The organism is Arthrobacter sp. 10N43, assembly GCF_056394525.1.
This window is the reverse complement of the sequence record NZ_JBFTIA010000003.1, coordinates 677,076-691,529: the sequence shown is the minus strand read 5'-3', so window position 1 is coordinate 691,529 and position 14,454 is coordinate 677,076. Positions and strand designations below refer to the sequence as shown.

The following is a 14,454-nucleotide window of genomic DNA, read 5'->3' as shown; positions in this document are numbered from 1 at the left end:
AGTCAGGTGCTGGTGCGCGGGATCCGGCTGGGGACCCCGCGCACCGGGCGCCGCAGTTGCCGGCGGCTGTGGCTTCAGAGGCTTACTTGAACAGGCTTACTTGTTGAAAAGTGAGTTGACCTGGTCGTTGGCCTGCGAGAGGGAGCTGGCCGGCTGCTTGCCGGAGACCACGGCGTCCATGGCCGGCTTCATGATGCCGTCCACCTTGGCCGCCTTGTCGGCGATCGGGAACAGGAACGTGGTGTCTTCCTTGACCTGCTGGGTGAAGGGGGTCACGTCCACGCCCTTGGCCTTGAAGGCGGCTTCGGCCTTGTCCGAGGAGGTTGTGATTGCGGGGAACACCACGGCCTTGGAGGCCACGACATCCTGGCACGCGGCGGAGCCCAGGTACTCGGCAAACTTCACGGCAGCAACGGGCTTCTTCGTCCCGGACCACACGGAGTCGGCCAGGCCGTTGAACATGGAGGACCGCTTGCCGTCGGGGCCGGTGGGGGTCGGGGCGATTCCGACGTTGACTCCCTTGTAGCCGGTGTACTGGCCGATCATCCACGAGCCGTGAGCGTTGATGACAGACTTGCCGGCGGCGAAGGTGTCCGCCATGCTCGCACCGACGGTGGTTTCGAGCTTGGGCATGTAACCCTTCTCCGCCATGCTGGCGAACCAGGCGATGGAATCCTGGAACTTGGGGTCGTCGTAGTTGAAGTGGGTGCCCCAGGGGTTCTTGTCCGTGTGGGTCCATCCGGTGGTGCCGGTCAGGTAGCTCCACTCGGTTTGGCCCTGGCCGGAGCCGGAGCTGTTCAGGCCGAGGCCGTAGACGGCGACCTTGGTCTTGTCGAAGCCGGCCTCGTCGCCGCGCTTGCCGTTCTTGTCCACGGTCAGGTGCGCGATCGCCTTTTCATAAGTGCCGCCGTCCTGCGCGTTCCAGCTCAGGCCCTTCATCTGTTCATCGGTGACTCCGGCGTCGGCGGTGAGCTTCTTGTTGTAGAAGAGGGAGATCGTGTCCCAGTCCTTGGGCAGGCCGTAGCGCTTGCCGTCCTCGCCCACCCAGAGATCGGCAAGGCCCTTGTTGTACTGGGCGAGGTCGACGTGATCGTTCGCGACGGCATCGTCCAGGGCCAGGAGCTGTCCGGTCTTGGCGAATTCGGGGTACTTGGCCAGGTGGTCGGTGAAGACGTCCGGGGCGGTGCCTGCGACGAAGCCGTTGGTCAGCGTGCTCCAGTAGTCGTCCCAGCCGCGCTGGGTGATCTTGACGGTGATGTCCGGGTTGGCCGTGTGGAAGTCATCGGCGCACTGCTGGTACGCCGGGAGCTGGTTGGCGTCCCAGAGCCAGTAGCTGATCTCGCCCTTGGCTTCCTCGCCGGAGGCGGCTGAGGCGCCTCCGCCGCTTCCGCAGGCGGAGAGGGCTAGGACAGCGGCGGCCGCGGCGGCGAGGGCGCCGACTGCCTTCTTGCCGGATGCTTTCTTGTTCATGCTGGGGGTCCTTTCGGGACGGTGTATCTGGGGTGGGCTTTTGGGATGGGGTGTTATTTGATGCCGGAGAAGCCGATGGAGTTGACGATCTTCTTGCCGAAGGCGATGAAGAGCAGCAGGACCGGCACGGCCGAGATGAGCGTGGCGGCCATGAGGCCGGACCAGTCCGGGGCACCCTGGGGCGACTGGGACTTGAAGACGCCCAGGCCGACGGTCAGCACGCGGACGTTTTCCTGGTTGCCGACCAGCAGCGGCCAGAAGTATTCGTTCCACTGCCCAATGAAGGTCAGCAGCGCCAGGGTGGCGAGCGGGGCCGCGGCGTTTGGCAGCACAATCTGGAAGAAGATGCGCACGTGCTTGGCGCCGTCGAGCATGGCGGCCTCTTCCACTTCCCGGGACATGTTCAGGAAGAACTGCCGCAGGAAGAAGATCGCGAACGGGGTCATGAAGAGGTAGGGCAGCACCATCCCGAGCATGGTGTTCAGGAGGCCAAGGTTCTTGATCAGCAGGAAGTTGGGCAGCGCGGTGAAGATCGGCGGCACCATCATGGTGGCCAGGAACAGGCTGAACACGGCGTTGCGGCCGCGCCAGCGCAAGCGGGAGAAGGCGTAGGCGGCCATGGCGCTGAAGAAGACGGCGCCGGCGGTGGTGATGCCGGCGAAGATCACGGTGTTGCGCAGGTAGATCCAGAAGTCGATCTTGGCGCCGGAGCCTCCCTCCGCCATGGCCTCCTGGGCGCTTTGGAGGCCGAAGACCCGCTTGTACGCACCAAGGTTGAAGTCGGCCGGCAGCAGGTTCGAGGCGTTGGAAGCCAGGGCGCTGTTGGTGGACAGCGAGGTGCGCAGCACCCAGTAGAAGGGCAGTACCGAGACGGCGACGGCGAGGACCACGAGGGCCCAGGCTCCGGCGCGCCGCCAGTTGAAGCGGCGGCCGGTGATTCGGCGGGACTTGGCGGGAATGGCTGAAGTGGCAGTAGTCATGCTGGGACTCCTTAGTCCAGGTCCGACTCGTTGCCCTTGAGGAACTTCATCTGGATGAAGGCCACCAGGGCGAGGATGACGAAGAGGATGACAGCAAGGGCCGAACCGTAACCGAAGTCAGACTCCGTGAAGGCCCGCTGATAGATGTAGTACTGCAGGACGCGGCTGGCGTTGATGGGGCCGCCCTGCGTGGTGACGGCGACGGTGTCGAAGACCTGGAACGAGCCGATGACGGTGACGATCAGGACGAGTACGACGACGGGCCGGAGCAGCGGCATGGTGATCTTCCAAAAGGTCTGGAGGGGTGAGGCGCCGTCCAGGTTGGCCACCTCATACAAGCCCTGGGGGATGGCCTGGAGGCCGGCGAAGATCAGCAGGGCCGTGTAGCCCATGTGCCGCCACGTATTGATCAGGGCCTGGGTGGGGATGGCCCATTCCTCGCTGCCGAAGAAGGCGACGCGGGGCAGGCCGACGGCGTCGATGAGGTTGTTCACGATGCCGATCTGGTAGTCCAGCAGCCAGAACCACAGGAGCGCGGCGATGACGTTTGCCATCAGGTAGGGCAGCAGCAGGCTGCCGCGGATGAAGGTCGATTTGGCGACCCGGTGCATCAGGAGGGCCAGGCCCAGGGCCAGGACCGTTTGCAGCACGATGTTGATCAGGACGTACTGGGTGGTGACGCCCAGCGCGTTCCAGAACAGTGGGTCCTTGGCGATGGCCGCATAGTTGGCGCCGCCGATCCACTTTGGCGTGCCGAGGATGTTGTATTCGGTGAAGCTCAGGTAGAGGCCCCGGATGCTCGGTACAAGGTAGAACACCACGAAGCCGAGCATCGCCGGGGCGATGAAGAGCAGGGCAACCTTCAGGTCGGTCCGGGGGCGGCGACGGCGGCGGGGGGCAGCATTGCCCGTTCCCGTACCGGTCGCCTTGCGGGCCGGGGCGGCTCCGCGGGCAGTTGTGGTGGTCATTTGTGGTTCCTCCGCAGTTACGTGGATGCTGTGACGTGGATTACAACTGAGGCCTGAATCTACACGAGTAACTTTCCAATGCGCAACCGTTTCCTTAATGTTTCCGGGCGGAAAACATTCCCCCACCACCAGCTATTGACTCGAGTAGAAACTGGTGTGAAACTTGCGTGCATGACGTTCTCACTAGGCATTGTTGGCGCCGGCCAGTTCGCAGGCGCATTCGCCAAACTCTTCGACGCCCACCCCGCAATTTCAGAAGTCCACGTCACCGACGTCCTGCCGGAACGGGCCGAGGCCCTCCGGGAGCGGCTCGGCCTGGCCGGGACCTATCCCAGCTTCGAGGCCATGCTCGACGGCGGCGTGGACGCCGTGGCGATCTTCACCCAGCGCTGGACGCACGGGCCGCTGGTGCTGCAGGCACTCCGCGCCGGCAAGCATGTCTACTCGGCGGTGCCGATGGCCATCAGCGAGGACGAAATCGCCCGGATCATCGACGCCGTCCGCGAGACGGGGCTGACCTACATGATGGGCGAGACGAGCTACTACAACCCCGCCACGGTATACGCCCGCAAACGCCGGGCCGAGGGCGCGTTCGGCCGCATTTTCTACGCCGAGGGCGACTATGTGCACGACATGGACCTGGGCTTCTACGAGGCCTACCAGTACAGCGGCGGGGAGGACTGGAAGCGCACCGCCAGCTACCCGCCCATGCTGTACCCGACCCATTCCACCGGCGGGGTGCTGGGCGCAATCGGCGGCCACGCCGTCAGCGTCAGCTGCATCGGCGTCCCCGACGAGCGCGGCGACGGCGTGTTCGACAAAGATGTGAGCATGTTCGGCAACGACTTCTCCAATGCCACCGCGCTGTTCGAGCTCTCAACCGGCGGGTCCATGCGCATCAACGAGATGCGCCGCGTCGGCTACCCCTCCCACCTGCGCGAAAGCCGCTTCCGGTACTTCGGCACCGAAGCCAGCTTCGAGCAGCTGGCCACGGTCAGCGTGTGGCAGGACAAGGAATCAGTGACCGATGTCAGCGCCGAACTGGCCACCGGGGCCACGCTTGCGGCTGACGATCCTGCGCTGGCCGAGGTCGCACCGGCCCTGCGGGACGCCTTCAGTTCCGGCCTGGCGCCCGTGCACGACGCCGGCCGGCTTCCCGCCGAGTTCCGCGGACTTCACAACGGGCACGAAGGCAGCCACCACTTCCTGGTAGACGATTTCGCCACCGCCGTCGACACGGGAACGCTGCCGCCGGTGAACGCCTGGGAGGCCGCCCGCTACACCCTCCCGGGGATCGTGGCGCACGAGTCCGCCCTCCGCGGCGGGGAGCGGCTGCCCGTGCCGGACCACGGCGACGCCCCGGCCAGGCTGCACGCACCGGGATCCGGCCGCGAAGCATCAGTTGGGGAAGGCTTTGCCGGGGAACTCCGGCGGTAGCATGGTCACTGTGCCACACCCGCCAGCCTCCGCCAGGCCCACGATCACCCGCAAAGACGTGGCCCGGCTGGCTGGTGTCAGCACCGCCGTGGTCAGTTATGTGGTGAACGATGGCCCCAAGCGGGTCTCCCCGGGGACGGCCGCGAAAGTGCGCGAGGCCATCAGTGCCTTGGGGTACCGGCCGAACGCCGCGGCGAGGGCACTGAAACTGGGCTCCAGCGAGATGCTCGGCATGGTGGTTCCGGACACCACCAACCCCTTCTTCGCCACCCTGGCCCGCGCCGTGGAGGAAGCCGCAGCGGCGCGCGGCTATGCGCTGCTGCTGGCCAACTCGGGCGGCTCGGCGGCCAGCGAACGCCGCCAGGTCAAGAACCTCGCGAGCCGCCGTGTGGACGGCGTCTTCCTCTCCAGCGTGCTGTTCGAACCCGACCTGACCGAGCTTGAGCATTCGGAGATCCCTGCCGTGCTGCTGAACCACAGCAGCGAGGTGCCGGGCTTCAACTCGGTGGGCGTGGAGCTGCAAGAAGGCTCCCGGCGCGCCGTCGAGCATCTGGTGGGCCATGGCCACTGCAAGATCGCGCTGGTCATGGGCATGAATGTCGGCAATGACCTCGACGGGCGCGAGATCGGGTGGCAGCAGGGGCTCGCGGAGGCCGGGCTCCCGGAAGGGCCGATTGTGCGTTGCGACTTCGACCGCCAGGGCGGCTACCGCGCCGGGCAGCGGCTGCTCGCGGCCGCGGAGCGGCCCACCGCGGTGTTTGTCAGTTCCGATCTGCAGGCCGTCGGCCTGCTGCGCGCAGTGCAGGAGGCCGGCCTGCGGATTCCTGAGGACCTGGCCGTCTTCTCCTTCGACGGCTCGGCTGAGGCGGAGTACAGCTGGCCGCCGCTGAGCACGGTCGCGCAGCCCGTGCAGGCCATGGCTGAGGCCGCCGTCGAGGCGCTCATCGACTCCGACAGCGAGTCACCCACCAGGAACAGGACCTTCCCCGTGGACCTGGTCCTCCGGGCGTCCTGCGGCTGCGTGCCCGTGCCGGCAGCGCCCGCAGCGTAAGGTCCGGGCTGCTGGTTCACTCCCTGTAGGGCAGGTTCACTCCCCGTGGACGGCGGCCTGGCGCTGCTCTGACCGGTCCAAATAGGCCAGCAGCAGCTCGCCGGCGCGGTCCAGATCCTCCGCTTCGAGGGCCTTGCAGATTTCCTCGTTGTCCGGCAGCCAGCCGCGGTAGAAGTGCGCGTCCAGCGTGGCCTTGTGGAAGAACAGCCGCATCTCGGCCAGGACCTGGGCCATGATCGTATCCAGCCGCCTGCTGCCCGCCAGGGCCACGATGGCGCCGTGGAAGTGCTGGTTGGCGCTGCCCAGGGCCTCTTCGTCGTTGGCGGCTGCTGCAGCTTTGCCCTCTTCCACGGCCGCGCGGACCGCCGCCACGCGCTCGGGGCTGCCGCCGCCGCGGATCGCGCTGACTTCAATGGCGCGCCGGACCGTGTAGACGTCGTGGATGTCCCCGGCCTCCAGGCTTGCCACAAAGACGCCCCGGTTCGGGTGCCGCACCACCAGGCGTTCGGCCGCTAGCTCGGCGAAGGCCTCGCGGACGGTGTTGCGGGAGACGCCGAGGTCTTCGGCGATGGTTGATTCCGTGAGCCGGGCGCCCGGCAGCAGAATTCCCTCGGCCAGCTGCAGGCGAAGTTCGGCCGCCACCCGGTCCGCCACGGAGGGAACTGCCACGCGCAGCCGTGCCGCGGCCGCGCCGAGGGCTGATCCGGCATCTGCATCGGGAGTCGTCATAGTGCCGAATCTACACGATCGTCCCAATGTTGAATCGTCGGATTGTTGAACAATCCGTGAAAATAATGCATCCTTGGTAGGGGGCTATCATGAGACGAGGATCACAAATGGCAACCATTGACCTAAACAGCGACGTTGGCGAGTCTTTCGGACGCTGGACCCTTGGCGACGACACGGCGATGTTCCGCTCTGTGTCCAGCGCAAACGTGGCCTGCGGATTCCACGCGGGTGACCCCAGCGTTATCCGCCGGACCTGCCGCGAGGCGGTCGCCGCCGGCGTCGTGATTGGCGCCCATGTCGGCTACCGCGATCTCGCCGGCTTCGGCCGCCGCTTCCTGGACATCGATCCGGTCGAATTGGCGGACGACGTCGTCTACCAGATCGGCGCTCTGCAGGCGCTGGCCGCCGCAGAGGGCGGCACGGTCCGGTATGTGAAGCCGCACGGCGGGCTCTACAACGCGATTGTCGCGCACACCGGCCAGGCGAAGGCCGTCGTCGACGCCGTAAAGTCCGTTGACCCGAACCTGCCGATCCTGGGCCTGCCGGGCTCCGAAGTGCTCCGCCTCACCGAGGCCGCCGGCCTTCGCGCAGTCACCGAAGCCTTCGCCGACCGCGCCTACAACCCGGACGGCACATTGGTATCCCGTACGTTGCCCGGAGCCGTGCTGGAGGATCCCGCTCTCGTCGCTGAGCATGTCCTCCGGATGGCCACCGATTCCGCCGTCCGCACCATCGACGGCTCCATCCTGAAAATCCGCGCCGAAAGCATCTGCGTGCACGGTGACTCCCCGGGAGCCGTCACCATGGCCGCCGCAGTACGTGAGGCGCTCAACGCCGCCGGAATCGAAACCGCCGCGTTCGTCTAAGGCACTTGCCTTCGTCCCGGCCGGCGTTCACAGCATCGTGCCGGACCCACCCCGTATTTACCGCTGGCTCCACCCCAGCAACAGGCAGCACCCGCACACCTGGAGGAAAACCATGACCACACCGCAGCAGGCCACCCCGGCCGCCAGCAAGAAGAGGATGCCACCCGGCGCCCTCAAGGCTTACGTCGCGAGCCTCACCGGCACGTCGCTGGAGTACTACGACTTCGCGATCTACTCCGTGGCCTCGGCCTTGGTGTTCCCCAAGGTCTTCTTCCCCGGTAACGACGAATACGTCGGGCTGTTGCTGTCCTTCTCGACCTTTGCGGTGGGCTACCTCGCCCGTCCCATCGGCGGCGTGATCTTCGGCCGGCTCGGTGACAAGATCGGCCGCAAGCAAGTCCTCGTGACCACCCTGCTGATGATCGGCATCGCAACGGTGGTGATCGGCGCGCTGCCGGGCTACGCCACCATCGGTATAGCCGCACCCATCATCCTCGTGCTGCTGCGCCTGGCGCAGGGCATCGGCGTCGGCGGCGAGTGGGGCGGAGCCGTGCTGCTCTCCAGCGAATTCGGCGACCCCCGGAAGCGGGGTTTCTGGTCCTCGGCCGCGCAGATCGGTCCGCCCGCCGGCAACCTGATGGCTAACGGCGTCCTGGCCATCCTCGCTGCGACGCTCACCGACGAGGCCTTCCTCTCCTGGGGCTGGCGCGTGGCCTTCCTCGCCTCGGCCCTGCTGGTGGGCTTTGGCCTGCTAATCAGGCTCAAGCTCGAGGAAACCCCCGTCTTCAAGGCCATCCAGGCCCACGGCGAAGCGCCCAAGGCCCCCATCAAGGAGGTCTTCACCAAGGAACCCCGCGCTCTCGTGTCCGCCGCCCTGTCCCGCATCGGCCCGGACGTGCTGTACTCCCTGCTCACCGTCTTCATGGCCGTCTATGCCACCAAGCAACTGGGCATGACCACCAGCAACGTACTCAGCGCCATCCTGATCGGCTCCGCCTTCCAGCTGGTCCTGATCCCCGCGGCGGGCGCCCTCACGGACCGGATCAACCGCCGCCTCGTATACGGCGTCGCCGCCGTCGGAACCGCCCTGTACATCCCGCTGTTCTTCGTCATGATCCAGGACAAGTCGGTCCTCACGCTGACCATCGGCATCGTGATCGGGCTGGCGTTCCATGCCTTCATGTACGGCCCGCAGGCCGCTTACATCACCGAGCAATTCCCGGCCCGGCTGCGCTACGCCGGCAGCTCGCTTGCTTACACCATCGCCGGCGTGTTCGGCGGCGCCATCGCACCGTTGGTCTTCACCGCCCTCTTCGCCTCCAGCGGCAACTGGTTCCTGATCGCCGGCTACCTCGCGGTCGCCTCGATCGTGACGGTGATCGGGCTCGTCATCGGGCGCAACCCGCATACCGACGAAGAAGAACGGCTCCTGCAGGAAGCCCACGCCTGACCCGGATCCGGTTCAGCGGATCCTGTCCACCGGCACAATTCCACCGGCAAAATTTCTCCGGCACAATGAGTGAGGCACCTCGTGATTGAGACAGCAGGGGAAACCCCCAAGCTAGAGAACGCAGCAGTTCAAGAGGACACGGTTCAAGAGCACACGGTTCTAGAGCACCCAGTTCAGAAGGTCCGCTCCGTGCGGGCCGTGGGAACACGCGCGGTCCTCGCCGAGCTCTCCGGCACGCAGGACGTGCTTGCCCTGCAGGCGCTACTGCTGGAGAAGCCGCTGCCGGGCCAGCAGGACGTGCTGGCCGCCGCCGAGACCGTCCTGGTCACGGCCGATTCCCCGGCCTCGGCCCGGCGTATCGCCGCCCGGCTGCTGCAGCTCGATCTCACCGCACCGGTGCAGCGCGACGGCGAGCTGGTGGTCATCGACACCGTGTACGACGGCGAAGACCTCGCCGAAGTCGGCCAGCTCACCGGCCTTGGAGCCGAGGGCGTGATCGCCGCCCATTCCGGCCAGGTCTGGACCGTGGCCTTCGCAGGCTTCGCGCCCGGCTTCGGGTACATGGTGGGGGAGAACCAGCAGCTGGAAGTGCCCCGCCGCACCTCGCCGCGCACGGCCGTCCCCGCAGGCTCCGTGGCGCTGGCCGGGAACTACTCGGCCGTGTATCCGCGGCGTTCCCCCGGCGGCTGGCAGCTGATCGGGCGCACCAGCGCCAGGATGTGGGACCTGGACCGGGAGCAGCCCGCCCTGGCCGCGCCCGGCCACCGGGTGCAGTTCCGGCCGGTCCGGGACGCGGTCACCCTCGGAACCGAGTCCGCCGCGGAGCCGGTGGCACAGCCAGCCGCGCAGTCTGGCGCTGAACCTACGGTCCACAGCGCCGGCGCAGCGCCGGAACCGGCTGCCGGCCAGGACGTCGCCTGCGGACTCCGGATCGTTGCGCCGGGCCTGCAGAGCCTGATCCAGGACCTCGGCCGGCACGGCCACTCCGGCCTGGGCGTCTCCGCCGCCGGCGCGCTGGACCGGGCCTCGCTGCGCCGGGCCAACCGCCTCGTCGGCAACACCCCCGGCGCAGCCGCCATCGAAACAGTCGCCGGCGGGCTCACGGTCCGGGCGGTGGGGGACCAGGTCCTCGCGGTCACCGGGGCGCCGTCGGCACTGAGCATCGAATCCGCGCCGGACAACGCCGGGGACACCTGGCAACGCGCCGCGCTGATGGCCACCCCGTTCGCGCTGCTCGACGGTGAAACGCTCAGCATTGGTGCGCCGCAGAGCGGCTTCCGCAGCTATCTCGCGGTCCGCGGCGGTGTTGATGCAGCCCCGGTGCTGGGCAGCCGCTCCACGGACACCATGTCCGGGATCGGTCCTGCACCCCTGGCCGCGGGACAGGTGCTGGCCGCGGGCGGAGAGGCCGAATCCGGCGTCGTCGGGGCTCCCGAACTGCAGCCGGACTACCCGGGAACCGGGGTGACCGTCCTCGACGTCGTTCCCGGCCCCCGCGCCGACTGGTTCGATCGGGCGGCGCTGGACTCCTTCGCCGCCCAGGAGTGGGAGGTGAAGGCCCAGTCCAACCGCGTTGGCATGCGGCTGGACGGTACACCGCTGCAGCGGACCCGCCAAGGCGAACTGGCCAGCGAAGGCACCGTGGCAGGCGCCCTGCAGGTCCCACCCGAAGGGCTGCCCGTGCTCTTCCTGGCCGACCACCCGATCACCGGCGGCTACCCGGTGATCGGTGTGGTGATCGACTCCCAGTTGGACCTCGCCGCGCAGGTCCCCATCGGCGGCAAGATCCGCTTCCGCTGGGCTGAACACGGCCCCACCGAACACACCGCCACTGAACACACCGTCACCGAAAAAGAAGCGAGTAACTGATGCGCAAGGTCCTGATCGCCAACCGTGGAGAAATCGCGGTCCGCATAGCCCGGGCCTGCGACGACGCGCAGCTGGCGTCCGTCGCCGTCTATGCCGACATCGACGCCGACGCCCTGCACGTTTCCGCCGCGGACGAAGCCTTCAGCCTGGACGGCAACTCTCCCGCCGACACCTACCTGAACATCCCTAAGCTCCTGGCCGCGGCGGCCGCGTCCGGCGCAGACGCCGTCCACCCCGGCTACGGCTTCCTCTCCGAGAACGCCGACTTCGCCCAGGCCGTCATCGACGCCGGACTGACCTGGATCGGACCGGCTCCTGACGCGATCCGGCTGCTCGGCAACAAGATCACGGCCCGCGACGCCGCCGTCCGGGCCGGCGCGCCGCTGGTCGCCGGCAGCGACGGACCCGTGGACACCGCGGCCGAGGCCCGGGCCTTCGCCGAACAGCACGGCCTGCCCATCGCCATCAAGGCCGCTTTTGGCGGCGGCGGCCGCGGCATGAAGGTGGTCCGCGTCCTTGACGAGGTCGAGGAAGCCTTCGACTCCGCCGTGCGCGAGGCAGTTGCCGCGTTCGGCCGGGGCGAGTGCTTTGTGGAGCGTTACCTGGACCGACCGCGCCACGTCGAGGCGCAGGTCCTTGCGGACGCCCACGGCAACGTCGTCGTCGTCGGAACCCGCGACTGCTCCCTGCAGCGGCGGCACCAGAAACTCCTAGAAGAGGCGCCCGCGCCGTTCCTGAGCGAAGAGCAGACCACGCTGATTTACGATGCCGCCAAGGCCGTCTGCCGGGAAGCAGGCTACTCCGGCGCCGGCACGGTGGAATTCCTGGTCGCTGCGGACGGCACCGTCGCCTTCCTCGAAGTGAACACCCGACTCCAGGTGGAGCACCCCATCACCGAGGAAACCACGGGGATCGATCTCGTCCAGGAGCAGTTCAGGATCGCCGCGGGTGAGCCGCTGCGCCACACCGAGGACCCGACGCCGCATGGACACGCCTTCGAGTTCCGGCTCAACGCCGAGGACGTGGGCCGCGGCTTCCTGCCGTCGCCCGGCACCATCGGCGAATTCGCCGGCCCCACCGGCCCGGGCATCCGCCTGGATACCGGGGTCCGCTCCGGCTCTTTCGTGGCGCCGCAGTTCGATTCCCTGCTCGCCAAGCTGATCGTCACAGGCGCGGACCGCCAGCAGGCCCTGCGCCGCGCCCGCCGTGCCCTCGCCGAAATGCGTATCACCGGGGTGGCCACCGTGCTGCCGTTCCACCGGGCCGTGCTCGAATCCCCGGATTTCACCTCCGAGGACGGGCTCGGTATCCACACCCGCTGGATAGAAACCGACTTCGCGGACAAGATCCCGGCCGATCCCGGCTACAGCACCACCGCGCCCGACGGCGAACGCCGCACCATCACCGTTGACGTGGACGGCCGCCGCCTGGCCGTCGGGCTCCCGGCAGACCTCCTGGACGGCTGGGCACTGTCTGGTCGGACGATGTCCGGTGGAGCACTGCCTGCCGGCGTGTCCGTGGACGGAGCCTCCGACGGCGGTGCTGGCGCTGCCGATCCGGGCGAACTGCGCGCCGACATGGCCGGGACCGTGGTGAAGTGGCTCGTCGATCCGGGTGCCGAGGTGTCGGCCGGGGACCCGGTGGTGGTCCTCGAAGCCATGAAGATGGAAACCCAGATCGCCGCGCACCGGGACGGCACTGTCACCGACGTCCGCACGGAAGCCGGCGGAGTGGTTGCGGCCGGTGCCGTGCTGGCCCTGATCGGCTAGCCGTTTTCGGGGATTGAACGGGCCGTTTCCGCTGCGCGGAAACGGCCCGTTGTCGTTCGTGCAGTCACGAAATTTATTGGTCATCCATTGACAGGCGCGCCCCATGACCCTAATTTGAGTTGTACACCTGACCGTACAACTTAAGGAGGTGGGTCATGACGCTGCTTTCCTCTGTAGCAGACAACGCGGCCCGCGTGAGTGTTGATGCTCTGCAGCATCGCAGTTACAGGATTGTCCGCCTAAAACACCCAGGTCGGTGGCTGGCCGGAGCCTTGGTGATAGTCTCACTGGCACTTCTGGCCAAGGCATTTGCAGAAGGCCAAATCCGATGGGACGTGGTGGGTAAATTCCTCACCGCAGACGTGATCCTCCGCGGATTCGCCAACACGCTGCTCATTTCATTCATTGCCATGATTTTGGGTGCTGGGCTGGGAACACTGTTCGCCATCATGCGCTTGTCGAACAACCCCGTAACTCATTTTGTTGCCTGGCTGTATGTCTGGATTTTCCGGGGAACGCCGGTCCTGTTGCAGTTGCTGATCTGGTTCAACATCGCGCTCGTCTTTCCCACCATCACCATTCCGGGTCTGTACGAGGCCAGGACAGTGGATGTGGTCACCCCCTTTGTTGCGGCACTCCTGGGTCTGGGCGTCAATGAAGGTGCCTACATGGCAGAGGTGGTCCGCGGTGGCATCAGCTCGGTTGACCATGGGCAGACCGAGGCCGCCCAAACCATCGGTATGTCCAGGTTCCAGACATTGCGTCGGATCATCCTGCCTCAAACGATGCGGTTGATTATCCCGCCCATGGGAAACTCCGCTATCGGCATGCTCAAGTTCTCCTCCCTGGCCACTGCCATCTCCTTTACAGAAATGCTGAATGCCGCCCAACAGGTTTACTTCGTCAATGGTGCCGTGATTGAGCTGCTGCTGGTTTGTGCCGTCTGGTATCTGCTTGGGACCACGGTCCTCAATATTGTCCAGTTCTACATTGAGCGCCACTACGGCCGCGGTGTCGCCCGTGGGGCAAGCCGGCCACCGTTCCGATTCACTTTTGGCGTATTCCGACTTGCGCCTAAAACAGCCGTTGGGGAGCAGCAATGAGAACAATGGTCAAGGCGATCAATGTCCACAAGAAGTTCAACGGGCAAGAGGTGCTCAAAGGCGTCGATCTGGATGTGCTCGACGGCGAAGTCTTGTGCATCCTCGGCCCCTCCGGTGGCGGCAAGAGCACACTGCTGCGTTGCCTCAACCACTTGGAAACTTTGGATGACGGTGTGGTCTGGATCGATGGCTCCATCATCGGCTATGAGCTGCACGGCGCCGTGCTGCGTGAGCTTCCACCGCGCAAGGTCCGCCAGCAGCAGCGGGAGATTGGCATGGTTTTCCAGAATTTCAACCTCTTTCCCCACATGACCGCACTGCAGAACGTGATCGAGGGCCCCACAACGGTGCGCAGGGAATCTCGGGCCTCGGCGTCGGCCAGGGGAACCGGACTCCTTGCTTCCGTCGGTTTGGGGGACCGCGGCGCGGCCTATCCGGCACAGCTTTCCGGCGGGCAAAAACAGCGGGTCGCCATCGCCCGCGCTTTGGCTATGAATCCCAAGGTCATGCTCTTTGACGAACCAACATCCGCCTTGGACCCGGAGCTGGTCGGCGAAGTCCTGGATGTGATGCGCGAACTCGCGGCATCTGGGACCACGATGGTCGTCGTCACCCACGAAATAGCGTTTGCCCGGGAAGTGGCGGACCGAGTGGCCATCATGATTGACGGCACCATCCGTGAGATCGGGCCACCCGCTGAGGTGCTCTCCAACCCCCAAGATCCGCGCGTACGCAGCTTCCTGAAGCGCGTCCTCAACTAAC

General features: G+C 66.5%; 12 protein-coding genes. 8 read left to right on the top strand and 4 right to left on the bottom strand.

What is annotated here, in order from left to right; all coding sequences use genetic code 11:
* Positions 1-96 precede the first annotated feature (96 nt).
* From AC1DDO_RS08070 to AC1DDO_RS08060, 3 genes are read right to left on the bottom strand one after another with little or no spacing between them, the layout of a single operon-like run.
* Entirely contained in the window at positions 97-1,470 is a 1,374-nt protein-coding gene (locus AC1DDO_RS08070; RefSeq protein ID WP_476867803.1) for an ABC transporter substrate-binding protein, read from the bottom strand.
* Between the two features lie 53 nt (positions 1,471-1,523).
* Positions 1,524-2,450, bottom strand: a complete 927-nt coding sequence (locus tag AC1DDO_RS08065) for a carbohydrate ABC transporter permease (protein WP_441409120.1) — start codon at positions 2,448-2,450, stop codon at positions 1,524-1,526.
* Positions 2,451-2,461: 11 nt separating this feature from the next.
* On the bottom strand, positions 2,462-3,418 hold the full coding sequence (locus tag AC1DDO_RS08060; RefSeq protein WP_441409119.1) for a carbohydrate ABC transporter permease: 957 nt from the start codon (positions 3,416-3,418) through the stop codon (positions 2,462-2,464).
* Positions 3,419-3,589: 171 nt separating this feature from the next.
* Between AC1DDO_RS08060 and AC1DDO_RS08055 the strand changes: the two genes are divergently transcribed.
* Together AC1DDO_RS08055 and AC1DDO_RS08050 are read left to right on the top strand one after the other, a co-directional pair.
* The gene (locus AC1DDO_RS08055) at positions 3,590-4,855 is read left to right on the top strand and encodes a Gfo/Idh/MocA family protein (protein WP_476971712.1); all 1,266 of its coding nucleotides are present in this window, start codon (positions 3,590-3,592) and stop codon (positions 4,853-4,855) included.
* Position 4,856: 1 nt separating this feature from the next.
* Positions 4,857-5,906, top strand: a complete 1,050-nt coding sequence (locus tag AC1DDO_RS08050; protein WP_476971711.1) for a LacI family DNA-binding transcriptional regulator — start codon at positions 4,857-4,859, stop codon at positions 5,904-5,906.
* Between the two features lie 36 nt (positions 5,907-5,942).
* Here the strand turns inward: AC1DDO_RS08050 and AC1DDO_RS08045 are convergent, their stop codons facing one another.
* Positions 5,943-6,635, bottom strand: a complete 693-nt coding sequence (locus AC1DDO_RS08045; protein ID WP_476971710.1) for a GntR family transcriptional regulator — start codon at positions 6,633-6,635, stop codon at positions 5,943-5,945.
* Between the two features lie 107 nt (positions 6,636-6,742).
* On the opposite strand from AC1DDO_RS08045, the gene AC1DDO_RS08040 reads away from it, so the two are divergent.
* The 6 genes from AC1DDO_RS08040 (at position 6,743) to AC1DDO_RS08015 (ending at position 14,453) form a co-directional block, all read left to right on the top strand.
* Positions 6,743-7,501, top strand: coding sequence for a LamB/YcsF family protein (locus AC1DDO_RS08040; RefSeq protein WP_476971709.1), 759 nt, complete (start codon positions 6,743-6,745; stop codon positions 7,499-7,501).
* Between the two features lie 112 nt (positions 7,502-7,613).
* Positions 7,614-8,951 (top strand): MFS transporter, encoded by a 1,338-nt coding sequence (locus AC1DDO_RS08035; RefSeq protein WP_476971708.1) that lies wholly within the window; start codon positions 7,614-7,616, stop codon positions 8,949-8,951.
* A gap of 198 nt (positions 8,952-9,149) precedes the next feature.
* Complete coding sequence (locus tag AC1DDO_RS08030; RefSeq protein ID WP_476971707.1) at positions 9,150-10,820, top strand: 5-oxoprolinase subunit B/C family protein; 1,671 nt, start codon at positions 9,150-9,152, stop codon at positions 10,818-10,820.
* Positions 10,820-12,589, top strand: coding sequence for an acetyl/propionyl/methylcrotonyl-CoA carboxylase subunit alpha (locus AC1DDO_RS08025; protein ID WP_476868442.1), 1,770 nt, complete (start codon positions 10,820-10,822; stop codon positions 12,587-12,589). The genes AC1DDO_RS08030 and AC1DDO_RS08025 overlap by 1 nt, the downstream gene beginning before the upstream one ends.
* A 155-nt stretch (positions 12,590-12,744) precedes the next feature.
* Complete coding sequence (locus AC1DDO_RS08020; protein ID WP_476868441.1) at positions 12,745-13,692, top strand: amino acid ABC transporter permease; 948 nt, start codon at positions 12,745-12,747, stop codon at positions 13,690-13,692.
* Positions 13,689-14,453, top strand: coding sequence for an amino acid ABC transporter ATP-binding protein (locus AC1DDO_RS08015; protein WP_476868440.1), 765 nt, complete (start codon positions 13,689-13,691; stop codon positions 14,451-14,453). Before AC1DDO_RS08020 ends, AC1DDO_RS08015 begins: the two co-directional genes overlap by 4 nt.
* Position 14,454 lies beyond the last annotated feature (1 nt).

What these genes read in the sequence shown, in the direction of transcription:
- AC1DDO_RS08060 (WP_441409119.1), bottom strand. Translation starts at nt 3,418, where the DNA reads ATGACCACCACAACTGCCCGCGGAGCCGCCCCGGCCCGCAAGGCGACC.
- AC1DDO_RS08015 (WP_476868440.1), top strand. Translation starts at nt 13,689, where the DNA reads ATGAGAACAATGGTCAAGGCGATCAATGTCCACAAGAAGTTCAACGGG.
- AC1DDO_RS08045 (WP_476971710.1), bottom strand. Translation starts at nt 6,635, where the DNA reads ATGACGACTCCCGATGCAGATGCCGGATCAGCCCTCGGCGCGGCCGCG.
- AC1DDO_RS08065 (WP_441409120.1), bottom strand. Translation starts at nt 2,450, where the DNA reads ATGACTACTGCCACTTCAGCCATTCCCGCCAAGTCCCGCCGAATCACC.
- AC1DDO_RS08050 (WP_476971711.1), top strand. Translation starts at nt 4,857, where the DNA reads ATGGTCACTGTGCCACACCCGCCAGCCTCCGCCAGGCCCACGATCACC.
- AC1DDO_RS08035 (WP_476971708.1), top strand. Translation starts at nt 7,614, where the DNA reads ATGACCACACCGCAGCAGGCCACCCCGGCCGCCAGCAAGAAGAGGATG.
- AC1DDO_RS08025 (WP_476868442.1), top strand. Translation starts at nt 10,820, where the DNA reads ATGCGCAAGGTCCTGATCGCCAACCGTGGAGAAATCGCGGTCCGCATA.
- AC1DDO_RS08070 (WP_476867803.1), bottom strand. Translation starts at nt 1,470, where the DNA reads ATGAACAAGAAAGCATCCGGCAAGAAGGCAGTCGGCGCCCTCGCCGCC.
- AC1DDO_RS08055 (WP_476971712.1), top strand. Translation starts at nt 3,590, where the DNA reads ATGACGTTCTCACTAGGCATTGTTGGCGCCGGCCAGTTCGCAGGCGCA.
- AC1DDO_RS08040 (WP_476971709.1), top strand. Translation starts at nt 6,743, where the DNA reads ATGGCAACCATTGACCTAAACAGCGACGTTGGCGAGTCTTTCGGACGC.
- AC1DDO_RS08020 (WP_476868441.1), top strand. Translation starts at nt 12,745, where the DNA reads ATGACGCTGCTTTCCTCTGTAGCAGACAACGCGGCCCGCGTGAGTGTT.